Origin of the sequence: Tabrizicola soli (assembly GCF_015999335.1) — a bacterium.
Taxonomy (GTDB): Bacteria; Pseudomonadota; Alphaproteobacteria; order Rhodobacterales; family Rhodobacteraceae; genus Tabrizicola; species Tabrizicola soli.
Map to the genome: position 1 here is coordinate 10,778 of NZ_JAEACP010000022.1, position 13,142 is coordinate 23,919.

Annotated in this window: 12 protein-coding genes and 1 riboswitch; all 12 genes read left to right on the forward strand. The window is 70.2% G+C overall.

What is annotated here, in order from left to right:
- Nucleotides 1-174: 174 nt before the first annotated feature.
- Nucleotides 175-675: an rRNA maturation RNase YbeY gene (gene ybeY, locus I7S92_RS18585; protein WP_197647019.1), complete on the forward strand. Its 501-nt coding sequence runs from the start codon at nt 175-177 to the stop codon at nt 673-675.
- 42 nt (nt 676-717) lie between these two features.
- Nucleotides 718-1,605 carry a transporter associated domain-containing protein gene (locus I7S92_RS18590; RefSeq protein ID WP_197647020.1) on the forward strand — a complete coding sequence of 296 codons (888 nt, stop codon included), beginning with the start codon at nt 718-720 and terminating at the stop codon, nt 1,603-1,605.
- A 1-nt stretch (nt 1,606) separates the two neighbouring features.
- On the forward strand, nt 1,607-3,103 hold the full coding sequence (lnt, locus tag I7S92_RS18595) for an apolipoprotein N-acyltransferase (RefSeq protein ID WP_197647021.1): 1,497 nt from the start codon (nt 1,607-1,609) through the stop codon (nt 3,101-3,103).
- Nucleotides 3,104-3,138: 35 nt separating this feature from the next.
- Nucleotides 3,139-3,187, forward strand: a riboswitch (SAM-SAH riboswitch).
- A gap of 5 nt (nt 3,188-3,192) precedes the next feature.
- A complete protein-coding gene (gene metK / locus I7S92_RS18600) occupies nt 3,193-4,359 on the forward strand; it encodes a methionine adenosyltransferase (protein ID WP_197647022.1) in 1,167 nt (388 codons plus the stop codon).
- A gap of 131 nt (nt 4,360-4,490) precedes the next feature.
- A complete protein-coding gene (gene trmB / locus I7S92_RS18605; RefSeq protein ID WP_197647023.1) occupies nt 4,491-5,183 on the forward strand; it encodes a tRNA (guanine(46)-N(7))-methyltransferase TrmB in 693 nt (230 codons plus the stop codon).
- A 238-nt stretch (nt 5,184-5,421) separates the two neighbouring features.
- Nucleotides 5,422-6,294: an EamA family transporter gene (locus tag I7S92_RS18610; protein ID WP_197647024.1), complete on the forward strand. Its 873-nt coding sequence runs from the start codon at nt 5,422-5,424 to the stop codon at nt 6,292-6,294.
- 69 nt (nt 6,295-6,363) lie between these two features.
- On the forward strand, nt 6,364-7,710 hold the full coding sequence (gene aroA, locus I7S92_RS18615) for a 3-phosphoshikimate 1-carboxyvinyltransferase (protein ID WP_197647025.1): 1,347 nt from the start codon (nt 6,364-6,366) through the stop codon (nt 7,708-7,710).
- A complete protein-coding gene (locus I7S92_RS18620; RefSeq protein WP_197647026.1) occupies nt 7,710-8,663 on the forward strand; it encodes an ATP-grasp fold amidoligase family protein in 954 nt (317 codons plus the stop codon). The genes aroA and I7S92_RS18620 overlap by 1 nt, the downstream gene beginning before the upstream one ends.
- A 73-nt stretch (nt 8,664-8,736) precedes the next feature.
- A complete protein-coding gene (locus I7S92_RS18625; protein ID WP_197647078.1) occupies nt 8,737-9,336 on the forward strand; it encodes a (d)CMP kinase in 600 nt (199 codons plus the stop codon).
- Nucleotide 9,337: 1 nt separating this feature from the next.
- On the forward strand, nt 9,338-10,303 hold the full coding sequence (locus tag I7S92_RS18630; protein ID WP_197647027.1) for a hypothetical protein: 966 nt from the start codon (nt 9,338-9,340) through the stop codon (nt 10,301-10,303).
- Nucleotides 10,304-10,354: 51 nt separating this feature from the next.
- On the forward strand, nt 10,355-11,188 hold the full coding sequence (locus tag I7S92_RS18635; protein ID WP_197647028.1) for a YihY/virulence factor BrkB family protein: 834 nt from the start codon (nt 10,355-10,357) through the stop codon (nt 11,186-11,188).
- Between the two features lie 160 nt (nt 11,189-11,348).
- Entirely contained in the window at nt 11,349-13,028 is a 1,680-nt protein-coding gene (gene rpsA / locus I7S92_RS18640; RefSeq protein ID WP_197647029.1) for a 30S ribosomal protein S1, read from the forward strand.
- Nucleotides 13,029-13,142 lie beyond the last annotated feature (114 nt).

A 13,142-nucleotide genomic window follows, 5' to 3' on the forward strand; every position in this document is an offset into this window, starting at 1 on the left:
TTTTTCCCGGGGGGGGGCGCTGCCGGGGGGGCCCGCGCCCCCCCCGGCCGGGGGCGGCCGGGGTGGTTTGGGGGGGGGGGGGGGGGGGGGGGGGGGGGCGGACGCTCCGCGGGGCGTATTTGTGGAAGGAGCAAGCTGCTTGCAGAGAGGAGAGGCAGGCGTTAGGGCGCGGGCATGGAACTGGTCGAGACCTTGATCGAGGATGCGCGCTGGGACGGGCTTGGCCTTGCCCGGCTGGCGGAACGGGCGGCGCGGGCGGCGCTGGCGGGGGTGGGGCTGTCGGGCGAGGGCTTCGCGATCGGCCTGATGGGCTGCGACGATGCCCGGATCGCGGTGCTGAACGCCGATTTCCGCGGCAAGCCGCAGCCGACGAATGTGCTCAGCTGGCCCTCGGAGGAGCGGGGGGCGGAATTCGCCGGCGAGGCGCCGGACCTGCCGGAGCCGGGCGCGGCGGATGATCCCGAATCCCTGGGCGACATCGCCATCGCCTGGGAGACCTGCGCGGCCGAGGCCGAGGCGCAGGGCAAGCCGATGGGGGAGCATGTGACCCATCTGATCGTGCATGGGGTGCTGCATCTCCTGGGCTACGACCATATCGAGGACGAGGATGCCGCGCTGATGGAGGGGCTGGAGGTGCGGATACTTGCCAGCCTCGGGGTTTCTGACCCATATTAGCGGCTGCACCCGCGTGACGGGTGGTTGCTGGACAAAGGACCGATGGGCAGTAGCACCGACGGGTCACCCGCAGCGCAGGGCGCGCTGGACGGGTCGGCCGATGAACCCTCCCCTGACCAGGGCCAACGCGGCTTTTTCGGCAGGCTTCTTTCCGCTTTCAGCCCCGCTTCCGAACCGCAAGGCGCCGAGGCCCAGCCCGGCGGACCCGCCGCGCCGCAGGGGCTGCATGTCCTGCGCCGGATGCGGGTCGACGACGTGGCGATTCCCAAGGCCGAGATCGTGGCCGTGCCGCTGGACATCGGCAAGGACGAGCTGGTCGCGGTCTTCCGCGAACACGGTTTCAGCCGGGTGCCGGTCTACAAGGGCACGCTGGACCATCCGCAGGGGCTGGTGCTGCTGAAGGACCTGGCGCTGCAGCACGGTTTCGGCGCGGGCGGGCGGTTCAGCCTGAAGCGGCTTCTCCGCCCGATCCTTTACGCGCCGCCCTCGATGCCCACCGGCGTCCTTCTGCAGAAGATGCAGAAGGAGCGCGCGCATATGGCGCTGGTGATCGACGAATACGGCGGGGTCGACGGCCTTGTCACCATCGAGGACCTGATCGAGACGGTGATCGGCGAGATCGAGGACGAGCATGACGAGGACGAGGGGGCGCTGTGGAAGGAGGAGAAGCCGGGGGTGATCCTGGCGCAGTCCACCGCGCCCCTGGAGGAGATCGAGGCGGCCATCGGCCTGCCCCTGCGCGCGGGCGAGGAGGACGAGGAGATCGACACGCTGGGCGGGCTGGTCTTCCTGCGCTCGGGCCGGGTGCCGGCGCGGGGCGAGGTGATCGCGCACGAAAGCGGCGTCCAGTTCGAGATCGTCGATGCCGATCCGCGCCGGATCAAGCGGCTGCGGGTGCGGCTGCCCTCGGCCCAGTCCGGCGCGGCCTGAGATGGCGCATCGGCTGGCCGGTCGGCGGCGGTTGGCGCTTGCCTTCGGGCTGGGGGTGCTGGCGGCGCTGGGGCAGGCGCCCTGGGGCCTTTGGCCGCTGACGCTGGCGGGGCTGGCGGGGCTGGTCTGGCTGGTGGCGCGGGCGGAAGGCGCGCGGCCGGCGTTCTGGATCGGCCTCGCGGCGGGGACGGGGCATTTCGCGCTGGCGCTGTCCTGGATCGTCGAGCCCTTCCTGATCGACATCGCCCGGCACGGCTGGATGGCGCCCTTCGCGGTCCTGTTCCTGTCGGTCGGCCTTGGCCTGTTCTGGGCGCTGGCGGCGGCGCTGGCCCGGCGCACGCGGGTTCCGGCGCTGGGTTTCGTCGCGGGTTTTACGGCGCTGGAATGGCTGCGGGGGGTGATCTTCACCGGCTTTCCCTGGGCGATGGCCGGCCATGTCTGGATCGGCACGCCCCCGGACCAGCTGGCCGCGCTGGCCGGGCCTTCCGGGCTGAGCCTGCTGGCGCTCCTGGCCGCCGCGCTGCCGGTCATGTGGCGCTGGCGGGGGCTGGCGGCCTCGGCCCTGCTGCTGGCGCTGGCCTTCGGCTTCGGCCTCTGGCGGCTGGGCCAGCCCATGCCCGAGGACCGGGCCGTGAGCCTGCGGCTGGTGCAACCCGATGCCGAGCAGTCGCTGAAATGGGACCAGGCGCTGGCGGACGAATTCCTGGGCCGGCTCCTGGACCTGACGGCCGAGGGGACGCCCGCCGACCTGACGCTCTGGCCCGAGACGGCGGTGCCCTTCATGCTGGAATATGCGCCCATGGTCGCGGGGATGGTGACGGCGGCCTCGGGCGGGCGGCCGGTCGTGGCGGGGATCCAGCGCGAGGAGGCGGGGCGCTACTACAACAGCCTGCGCATCCTGGAGGGCGAGGGGGTCGAGCGGGTGCGCTATGACAAGGCGCATCTGGTGCCCTTCGGCGAATACATCCCCTTCGGCGACCTGGCCTATGACTGGTTCGGCCTGCGCGCCTTTGCCGCACAGGCCGGGGCGACCTATTCGGCGGGGCCGGGGCCGATGGTGCTGGACCTCGGCGCGATGGGCAAGGTGCTGCCGCTGATCTGCTACGAGGCGATCTTCCCGCGCTTCGTCAATGCCGCGCCCGAGCGCGCGGACTGGATGCTTCAGGCCACCAACGACGCCTGGTTCGGGGTCTGGACCGGGCCGTTCCAGCATGTCGCCCAGGCCCGGCTGCGTGCGGTGGAACAGGGCCTGCCGCTGGTCCGGGTGGCCAATACCGGGGTGACGGCAGTGGTCGATGCGCGCGGCCGGGTGGTGGCGGCGCTGCCCTTCGGCACGATGGCGGCGCTGGACGCAGCCCTGCCGGGCGCGCTGCCGCCGACGCCCTATGCGCGCTGGGGCGACGGGCCGGTGCTGCTGTTGCTGGCGGGCCTTTCCCTGCTGTCCCTGCGCCGCCCGCGCCGCAACTCCCCCCGCAACTCCCCCCGCAACTCCCATTGACGCCCTGACCCCCGAGGTCTAGTCAGACGCATCTTGAACCGCCACAACGGCTTCCTGGCGTGGCGGGGATCCCCCAACGGAGCACTTCCATGAGCCGCAAAGATTACGTCTTCACTTCCGAGTCCGTCTCGGAGGGTCACCCCGACAAGGTCTGCGACCGCATTTCGGACGCCGTTCTGGACGCCTTCCTGACCGAGGAGCCGAATGCCCGCGTCGCCTGCGAGACCTTCGCCACCACCAACCGCGTGGTCGTCGGCGGCGAGGTGGGCCTGTCGTCGAAAGAGGCGACGGCGGCGATGCTGAAGCGGGTCGACGGCATTGTCCGCGACTGCGTCAAGGACATCGGCTACGAGCAGAAGAAGTTCCACTGGGACAAGATCAAGGTCCACAACTACCTGCACGAACAGTCGGCCCATATCGCGCAGGGCGTGGACCGCGACGGGGCGGGCGACCAAGGCATCATGTTCGGCTATGCCACGACCGAGACGCCCGAGTTCATGCCGGCGCCGATCCAGTATGCCCATGCGATCCTGCGCCGCCTGGCCGAGGCGCGCAAAACGGGCGCCGAGCCGACGCTGGGGCCGGATGCGAAAAGCCAGCTGACGCTGCGCTATGCCGATGGCAAGCCGGTGGAAGTGACCTCGATCGTGCTTTCGACCCAGCACACATCCAAGCGCCAGACCTCGAAGGTCATCCGCAAGATCGTGGAGCCCTATATCCGCGAGGTCCTGCCCGAGGGCTGGATCACGAAGAAGACCGAATGGCATGTGAACCCGACCGGGACCTTCGTGATCGGCGGGCCGGACGGCGACGCGGGGCTGACGGGGCGCAAGATCATCGTCGACACCTATGGCGGCGCGGCCCCGCATGGCGGCGGCGCGTTCAGCGGCAAGGACCCGACCAAGGTCGACCGCTCGGCCGCCTATGCGGCGCGCTATCTGGCGAAGAACGTGGTGGCGGCGGGGCTGGCGGAACGCTGCACGCTGCAGGTCAGCTATGCGATCGGCGTGGCGAAGCCGCTCTCGATCTACGTCGACACCCATGGCACCGGGCAGGTCGAGGCCAGCCGCATCGAGAAGGCGGTGGCCGAGGTCATGGACCTGACCCCGCGCGGCATCCGCACCCATCTGGATCTGAACCGGCCGATCTACCAGCGCACGGCCGCCTACGGCCATTTCGGCCGCGCGCCCGGGGCGGACGGCGGGTTCTCGTGGGAGCGCACCGATCTGGTCGAGGCGCTGAAGAAGGCGGTGTGAGGCACGCTCCTCGATGACTTCGTCACTCGTCGCGGGCAACCCCGACGAAAAGCCGAAGGCGCATGAGGAGGGTTGCTTGACCCGCCCGCCCTGCTCTGCTTGAAGGCCCCGGATCAAACCGGGGTCTTTCCATGTCCGAGGCGGGCGAACACCGCAACTTCTACGGCCGCATCCACGGCAAGACGCTGCGCGCGCAGCAGAAGGCGGATCTCGAGACCGGGCTGGCGGCCCTGGCCCTGAAGGGCGTCACGCGCGAGGACAACCCCTCCCGCGCGGCCCTGGACCTGTCCTTTGCCGGCGGGCGGCCCCTGTGGCTGGAGGTCGGCTTCGGCGGCGGCGAGCATCTGGTGCACATGGCGGCCCGCAATCCCGGCATCTTCCTGATCGGCTGCGAGCCCTTCGTGAACGGGGTCGCCATGCTGCTGGGCAAGCTGCGGGACGGGAAGGTCTCCAACGTCGCGATCCACCCCGGCGACGTGCGCGACCTGTTCGACGTGCTGCCCGGCGGCTGCCTGACGAAGGTCTTCCTCAACTATCCCGACCCCTGGCCCAAAGCCCGCCACCACCGCCGGCGCTTCGTCTCTCCCGGCTACCTTCAGGCCCTCGCCCGTGTCTGCGCGCCGGGGGCCGAGTTCCGGGTGGCCACCGACATCCCCGATTACGTGCGCCAGACGCTGGAGGAGGTTCCCGCCGCCGGGTTCGAGCTGGTGCATCAGGCGGGCGAGGGCGGGGCCTGGGAGGACTGGCTTTCCACCCGCTACGAAAGGAAGGCGCTGCGCGAGGGCCGGGCGCCGCATTACCTGACCTTCCGGCGCGAGGGCTGAGACAACCGCCGCACGGCGAAATCCGGTCAGGCGGGGCTTGCCGTCCCGGCCCGGCAGCGGCTAGGCTGCCGTCATCGACCGAGTGGCAACTAGGGTTCCGGGCCGATCCAGGAATGGGCCGCCGCAGGACCGAGCGTTGCAGAGACCGGGGGAGTTCCCCGGCTGCACCCAAGGGGAAAAAGCCCAGGGGAGGAGACGTCGAGATCAACCGCGCCGACAGGCGCAGAAGGGGGTCTCAATGACGCTTGCCTCGCTTTCCCTCGTCGTCCTCGCAGCCTTCATCCATGCCGGCTGGAACCTCCTGGCCAAGCGGGCCGCCCCTGTCGGGCCGGTCTTCGTCTTCGCCTACAACCTGATCTCCTGCCTCGCCTATGCGCCCTGGGTGATCTGGCTGCTGGCGCAGGGCGGCGTCGCCTGGACCCGGGCCGGGGCGGGTTTCGTCCTCGCGAGCGGGCTGATCCATCTGGCCTACAGCCTCTGCCTGCAGCGCGGCTATCAGCTCGCCGACCTGTCGGTGGTCTATCCGGTGGCGCGCGGCACCGGGCCGATGCTCTCGACCCTCGGGGCCTTCCTGATCCTGGGGGAGACCCCCAGGGCGAGCGGGCTTGCCGGGCTGGTCCTGGTGGTGGCCGGCATCCTGCTGATCGCCACGCAGGGCAGGCTGGCCGCCTTCGCCCGGCCGGGCGGGCAGGCGGGGCTCAGATGGGGCACGGCGACCGGCGGGCTGATCGCCTGCTATACGGTGGTCGATGCCTATGCGGTCAGGGCGCTGGGCATCGCGCCGGTGGTGCTGGACTGGTTCTCGAACCTGCTGCGGTTCTTCCTGCTCTTGCCGCTGGTCCTGGCCGACCCCCGCCGCGCCGCCGAGGTGATGCGGGGGCATTGGGGGCTGGCGCTCGGCGTGGGCCTCTTGTCGCCGCTGTCCTATATCCTCGTGCTGGCGGCGCTCTCCGGCGGCGCGCCGCTCAGCCTCGTCGCGCCGATGCGCGAGATGTCGATGATGGTCGGCGCCGTGATGGGCATGCTGATCCTGCGCGAGGCGGTCGGGCGCTGGCGGCTGGCAGGCTGCGCGGTGGTGATCGCCGGGGTGATCCTGCTGTCGCTGTCCTGACCGCCGCGCCCCATGGACCGCCCCCGCCGCTTGCGCTATCAGGCGAGCCGGAATGTGAGGGAGTCCCAGATGTCCGGCCATGGCGAAGCGCAACCGATGAAATCCCGCAAGTCGGGGCCCTTGCGGGGCGTGGCCGAAGTGCCGGGCGACAAGTCGATCTCGCACCGCTCGCTGATCTTCGGGGCGATGGCGGTGGGGGAGACGCGGATCACGGGCCTCCTCGAAGGGCAGGACGTGCTGGACACGGCAAAGGCGATGCGGGCCTTCGGGGCGACGGTCACGCGGCTGGGCGAGGGCGCCTGGACGGTGAACGGGGTCGGCGTCGGCGGCTTCCGCGAGCCGGAGGATGTGATCGACTGCGGCAACTCGGGCACCGGGGTGCGGCTGATCATGGGGACGATGGCGACGGCGCCGATCACGGCGACCTTCACCGGGGACGCGAGCCTGCGCAAGCGGCCGATGGGGCGGGTGACGGACCCCCTGGCGCTGTTCGGGGCGCGGGCCTATGGGCGGCAGGGCGGGCGGCTGCCGATGACCGTGGTCGGCGCGGCGAACCCGGTGCCGGTGCGCTATGCCCTGCCGGTGGCCTCGGCGCAGGTGAAGTCGGCGGTGCTGCTGGCGGGGCTGAATGCCCCCGGCGAGACGGTGGTGATCGAGAAGGAGCCAACGCGCGACCATTCCGAGCGGATGCTCCTGGGCTTCGGGGCGCGGTTGTCGGTGGAAAAGACCGGCGAGGGGCATGTGATCACCCTGACGGGCCAGCCGGAGTTGCGGCCGCAGACCGTGGCGGTGCCGCGCGATCCGTCCTCGGCCGCCTTTCCGGTCTGCGCGGCGCTGATCGTGGAAGGATCGGACATCACCGTGCCGGGGGTCAGCCAGAACCTGACCCGGAACGGGCTTTACCTGACCCTTGTCGAGATGGGGGCGGAGATCGACTTCCTGAACCCGCGCGAGGAGGGGGGCGAGCCGGTGGCGGACCTCCGGGTGCGGTTCAGCGGGGAGATGAAGGGGATCGAGGTGCCGCCGGAGCGGGCGCCGTCGATGATCGACGAATATCCGGTGCTGTCGGTGGTCGCGGCCTTCGCGACCGGCAAGACGGTGATGCGCGGCGTGAAGGAGCTGCGGGTCAAGGAGAGCGACCGGATCGACGCGATGGCCAGGGGGCTGGAGGCCTGCGGCGTGCGGATCGAGGAGGACGAGGATACGCTGATCGTGCACGGCATGGGGCCGGGCGGCGTGCCGGGCGGGGCCACCTGCGCCACCCATATCGACCACCGGATCGCGATGAGCTTCCTGGTCTGCGGGCTGGCGGCCAAGGCCGAGATCGCGGTGGACGACGGCTCGCCGATCCAGACCTCGTTCCCGGTGTTCCTGCCGCTGATGAACGGGCTGGGGGCGAGCCTGACCGCCGGATGATGCAGCGGGATCCCGCGCGCCGGCCGGAATGGCTGGCGGCGGCGGCCCAGCGGGCGGGGTCGCTGGCGCGGGGACTGGTCGCGCGGGTGGATGCGGCCCTGGGTTATCCGCATCTGCGCCGCCGGTTCCGGCGCCGGGTGGGCTATGCGCCGGATTTCGACAATCCGCGCAGCTTCAACGAAAAGATCAACTGGCGGAAGCTGCACGACCGGGCCAGCGTCTATCCGGTGATCAGCGACAAGGCCCGCATGCCGGAGTATCTGGCGCTGCGCTTCGGTGCGGAACGCGCCGCGGCGCTGGTTCCGCCGCGGCGTCTAGTCACGGCCAGGCCGACCGCCGCCAATCTGGCGGCGGCGGGGACGGGGGTGGCGATCAAGGCCAGCCACGGCTCGGGCTGGGTGCGGATCGTGGCGGCGGGGGAAAGCCCGGACTGGCGGGCGCTGGCGGCCGAGGCGCGGGGCTGGCTGCGCCAGGTCTACGGCCAGACGCGGCAGGAATGGGCCTATTGGCGGATCACGCCGCAGATCGTGGTCGAGGAGCTGATCCTGAAGGCGGACGGCGCGCCGGCGGACGACATCAAGATCGCGGTGATGCAGGGGCGCGCGGTCTATCTGTTCGTCGAGGCGGACAGGTTCTCGGCGCATCGGCTGAGCTATTACACGCCGGACTGGCAGCCGCTGGAGGTGGCGATGGGGCGCAATCCGGTCGGGAGCCATCGCCCGCCGCCCGCCCGGCTGGCCGAGATGGTCGCGCTGGCCGAGGAGATCGGCCGGGACTTCGACTATATCCGGGTGGACCTGCTGGATGGGGCCGGGGGCTTCCGGGTGAACGAGCTGACGCTGTACCGCTCCAGCGGCCTGGCCGCGATCGACCCGCCCGAGCTGGACTGGCAGTGGGGCGAGGCGTGGCGGCACCGGCCCTATCGCGGGATCTGGCCGGAGGACCGGCGCTGACGGCTGCGCCTTCCGGGCCGGGGCGATCTGCGCTATGTGCAGCGCAATGGTCGGGCAGGACGGGCGGATGGCATTGGGCTTCACGGTGGCGATCGACGGGCCGGCGGCGGCGGGCAAGGGGACCATCGCGCGGGATATCGCGGGGCGGTTCGGGTTGAGGCATCTGGACACGGGCCTTCTCTATCGCGCGGTGGGGGCGCTGGGCGGCGATCCGGTCGCGGCGGCGCGCGCCCTTGCGCCGGAGGACCTGCGGCGCGACGACCTGCGCAGCCTTGCGGCCGGACAGGCGGCGAGCCGGGTGGCCGCGATCCCCGAGGTGCGCGCCGCGCTGGTCGCGTTCCAGCGCCGCTTCGCCCGCGAGGGGCTGGGCGCGGTGCTGGACGGGCGCGACATCGGCACGGTGATCTGCCCGGAGGCCGAGGTGAAGCTTTACGTCACCGCAAGCCCCGAGGTCCGCGCGCACCGGCGCTGGCTGGAGCTTGGCGGTGACGAGGCGCAGGTCCTGGCCGAGGTGAAGGAACGCGACGCCCGCGACATGGGCCGGGCCGATGCCCCGCTGCGCCCGGCGGCGGATGCGGTGCTGATCGACACCAGCGCCATGTCCATCGGCGAGGCGGTGGAACTTGCCGCCGGCGTGGTCGAGGCGGCGCTGCGCCGGGCCGGCGCCGGCTGACATGGCCCGGCGGCCCGAGGTCCATTTCCACATCAACCCGCGGCAGGCCCGCGTCTGGCGCGGCAAGGAGCGGCTGGCGGTCTTCACGCGCCTCGCGCTGCTGTGCGAGGCGCATGGCCTGACCTTTCGCGCCATGGCCCGGCCCGGCCACGAGATGACCGCGCAGGCGGGCGCAGCGGACGGCAACCTGCATATCGTCGAGAACGGCCGGATGCGGGGCGAGGGCTGGCTGAACACCGCGCTCGCCTATCTGCAGGGGTTCTGGCAGCTGGACCCCGAGGGGATCCAGGCGGAGAGCAGCGCCGGGCGGGCGGTCTTCGACCCGGCAATGGTGGAGCAGGAGGCGGCGCTGCGCTTCCTGCGCCGGTTGCGCCGCCGCTTCGTCGCGCCGCGCCTGTCGCGCTTTCACCAGCCGCGGGATCTTGCACAGGGCCTGCCGGAGGGCGCGGTCGCGCTGTTCCTGCAAGGGCGGTCGGCCTATCACAACGGGCGCTGCGCCCTGCCGATGGAGCGGATGATCCGGGCGGTCGCGGCGGGATCGGGCGGGCGGCCGGTGCTGGTCAAGCCGCATCCGCAGGCGCTGGAGGAGGGCCACGCGGCGATCGCGGCCGCCGTTGCGCAGGGCGCGCGGGTGCGGGTGACCGAGGCCAATGTGCATGACGTGCTGGCGGCCGCTGCCGTCACCGTCTCGGTCAATTCGGCGGTGGCGATGGAGGGATTCCTGCATCGCAAGCCCGCGATCCTGTTCGGGCGGTCGGATTTCCCCTCGCTGGCGGTGCGGGCGACGGAGGAGGCGGATTTCCCGCAGGCGCTGGAAGCGGCGCTGGGGCGAAGCTGGCCCTTCGCCCGGATGCTGCACTGGTATTACAGCCGCCACGCGCTGGAACTGGACGCCCCGGATTTCAAGGCCCGTGCCTTCGCGGCCTTTGCCCGCGTGGGCTTTCCGAAGGACCGGCTGGGGCTTTGAGCGGAACCATGCGCGCCGTCCGGCGGTTCCCTCCGGAAGGAGGACCCGGCCATGGCGATCTTCAGGCTTCCCGACCTGCGCGGCATCCTGCGCGACCTCAAGGACGAGATCCTGCGCGACCGGGTGCTGGCGGTGGCGGCGGGGGTGACCTTCTATGCGCTGCTGGCGATCGTTCCGGCGATCACGGCGCTGATCTCGGTCTTTGGCCTGATCCTGGCGCCGTCGGAGGTGCCGGAGCTGCTGGCGCCGCTCTACGGCCTCTTGCCCGAGGAGGCGGCGGTGCTGGTGACCGATCAGGCCACGCGGATCGCGGCCAAGGCGGATGACGCGCTGTCGCTGACCGCGCTGGTCGCGCTGCTGATCGCGCTCTGGTCGGCCAATGGCGGCACCAAGGCGCTGATCGAGGCGCTGGGCATCGCCTATGACGTGCGCGAGACGCGGAGTTTCGTCCGGCTGACGCTGGTCGCGCTGGGCTTTACGCTGGGCGCGCTGGTGCTGGTCATCCTGCTGGGCGGGGCGGTGGCGGCGCTGCCCTTCCTGGTCGAGCGGCTGGGGGGCATGGCCGAGGCGCTGGTCCTGATCCTGCGCTGGCCGGTGATCCTGGCGCTGCTTCTCCTGGTGCTGGCGGTGCTCTATCGCTGGGGCCCGGACCGGCCGGGTGCCGAATGGCGCTGGATCACGCCGGGGGCGGTGCTGGCCTCGCTGGGTCTGGTGCTGATTTCGGGCGGCATGAGCTGGTATGTCGCCAATTTCGGCAGTTACGACGAGACCTATGGCTCTCTGGCCGCGGTGGTGGTTCTGATGCTGTGGATCTGGCTTTCGACCATGATGGTGCTGGTCGGAGCCGAGCTGAACGCCGAGCTTGACCGGCGCAGCCGGCGTTGACTTTCCTTGCGCCGGGGCGGCATTGGGTCTATAGCCGCCCCATCCCGAAGACATCCCCGCCGCCGGTCCTGACCGGAGGGTGGGTCTTTTCATTCGGGGCCAAGACCGGCGGAGCCAACCGCATGGCCAGTGAAAACACGAGAAAAGGAAACTGAACTACATGTGCGCTAAAGCATCCATGGACGAATTCGAAGCCCTTCTGAAGGAGAGCTTCGAGATCGACACGCCCGAAGAGGGCACTGTCGTCAAGGGCAAGGTCATCGCCATCGAGGCGGGCCAGGCCATCATCGATGTCGGCTACAAGATGGAAGGCCGCATCGACCTCAAGGAATTCGCAAATCCCGGCGAGGCTCCGTCGATCAATGTCGGCGACACCGTCGAGGTCTATCTGGACCGCGTCGAGAACGCCCGTGGCGAGGCCCAGATCTCGCGCGAGAAGGCCCGCCGCGAGGAAGCCTGGGACCGTCTGGAAAAAGCCTATGCCGCCGAGCAGCGCGTCGACGGCGCGATCTTCGGCCGCGTCAAGGGCGGCTTCACGGTCGACCTGGGCGGCGCCGTGGCCTTCCTGCCGGGCTCGCAGGTCGATGTCCGTCCGGTGCGTGACGCCGGCCCGCTGATGGGCATGAAGCAGCCGTTCCAGATCCTGAAGATGGACCGTCGCCGCGGCAACATCGTCGTGTCGCGCCGCGCGATCCTGGAAGAATCGCGGGCCGAGCAGCGCGCCGAGGTCATCGGCAACCTGTCCGAAGGCCAGACCGTCGACGGCGTGGTCAAGAACATCACCGAATACGGCGCCTTCGTCGATCTCGGCGGCGTTGACGGCCTGCTGCACGTCACCGACATGGCCTGGCGCCGGGTCAACCATCCGTCGGAGATCCTGTCGATCGGCGAGACCGTCAAGGTCCAGGTCATCAAGATCAACAAGGAAACCCACCGCATCAGCCTGGGCATGAAGCAGCTCCAGTCCGACCCGTGGGATGCCGTCGAGAAGATGTATCCCATCGGCTCGGTCCACAAGGGCCGCGTGACCAACATCACCGACTACGGCGCCTTCGTGGAGCTGGAAGCCGGTGTCGAGGGCCTGGTCCACGTCTCGGAAATGTCCTGGACCAAGAAGAACGTGCACCCCGGCAAGATCGTCTCGACCTCGCAGGAGGTCGACGTCATGGTGCTGGAGATCGACAGCGCCAAGCGCCGTGTTTCTCTGGGCCTGAAGCAGACCCAGCGCAACCCGTGGGAAGTCTTTGCCGAAACCCATCCGGTCGGTTCGGCCATCGAGGGCGAAGTCAAGAACATCACCGAATTCGGTCTGTTCGTCGGCCTCGACAACGACATCGACGGGATGGTTCACCTCTCCGACCTCAGCTGGGACCAGCGCGGCGAGGAAGCGATCCAGAACTACCGCAAGGGCGACACGGTCAAGGCCGCCGTCACCGAGGTGGACGTCGAGAAGGAGCGGATCTCGCTCTCGATCAAGGCTCTGGGCGACGACACCTTCACCGATGCGGTCGATGGCGTGAAGCGGGGGGCGATCATCACCGTCACCGTCTCGGCGATCGAGGACGGCGGCGTCGAGGTCGAGTACAACGGCCAGAAATCCTTCATCCGCCGCTCGGACCTGTCGCGCGACCGCGCCGACCAGCGTCCCGAACGCTTCCAGGTGGGCGACCACGTGGACGTCCGCGTGACCAACATCGACCCGAAGACCCGCAAGCTGGGCCTGTCGATCAAGGCGCGCGAGATCGCGGAAGAGAAGGAAGCCGTCGAACAGTATGGCTCGTCCGATTCGGGCGCCTCGCTGGGCGACATTCTGGGCGCGGCGCTCAAGGATCGCGGCTGAGCCCATATCAAGGGCTGAAATCGGAAAGGCCCCGCCCCCGTGCGGGGCCTTTTCCTTTGGTCGACCCCGGCCAAGTCCCCGTTTTTATTTGTCAGATGCCAAATCCTGCCGTTA

Coding starts and splice junctions, on each gene's coding strand:
- ybeY (WP_197647019.1), top strand. CDS start 175: ATGGAACTGGTCGAGACCTTGATCGAGGATGCGCGCTGGGACGGGCTT.
- I7S92_RS18590 (WP_197647020.1), top strand. CDS start 718: ATGGGCAGTAGCACCGACGGGTCACCCGCAGCGCAGGGCGCGCTGGAC.
- lnt (WP_197647021.1), top strand. CDS start 1,607: ATGGCGCATCGGCTGGCCGGTCGGCGGCGGTTGGCGCTTGCCTTCGGG.
- metK (WP_197647022.1), top strand. CDS start 3,193: ATGAGCCGCAAAGATTACGTCTTCACTTCCGAGTCCGTCTCGGAGGGT.
- trmB (WP_197647023.1), top strand. CDS start 4,491: ATGTCCGAGGCGGGCGAACACCGCAACTTCTACGGCCGCATCCACGGC.
- I7S92_RS18610 (WP_197647024.1), top strand. CDS start 5,422: ATGACGCTTGCCTCGCTTTCCCTCGTCGTCCTCGCAGCCTTCATCCAT.
- aroA (WP_197647025.1), top strand. CDS start 6,364: ATGTCCGGCCATGGCGAAGCGCAACCGATGAAATCCCGCAAGTCGGGG.
- I7S92_RS18620 (WP_197647026.1), top strand. CDS start 7,710: ATGCAGCGGGATCCCGCGCGCCGGCCGGAATGGCTGGCGGCGGCGGCC.
- I7S92_RS18630 (WP_197647027.1), top strand. CDS start 9,338: ATGGCCCGGCGGCCCGAGGTCCATTTCCACATCAACCCGCGGCAGGCC.
- I7S92_RS18635 (WP_197647028.1), top strand. CDS start 10,355: ATGGCGATCTTCAGGCTTCCCGACCTGCGCGGCATCCTGCGCGACCTC.
- rpsA (WP_197647029.1), top strand. CDS start 11,349: ATGTGCGCTAAAGCATCCATGGACGAATTCGAAGCCCTTCTGAAGGAG.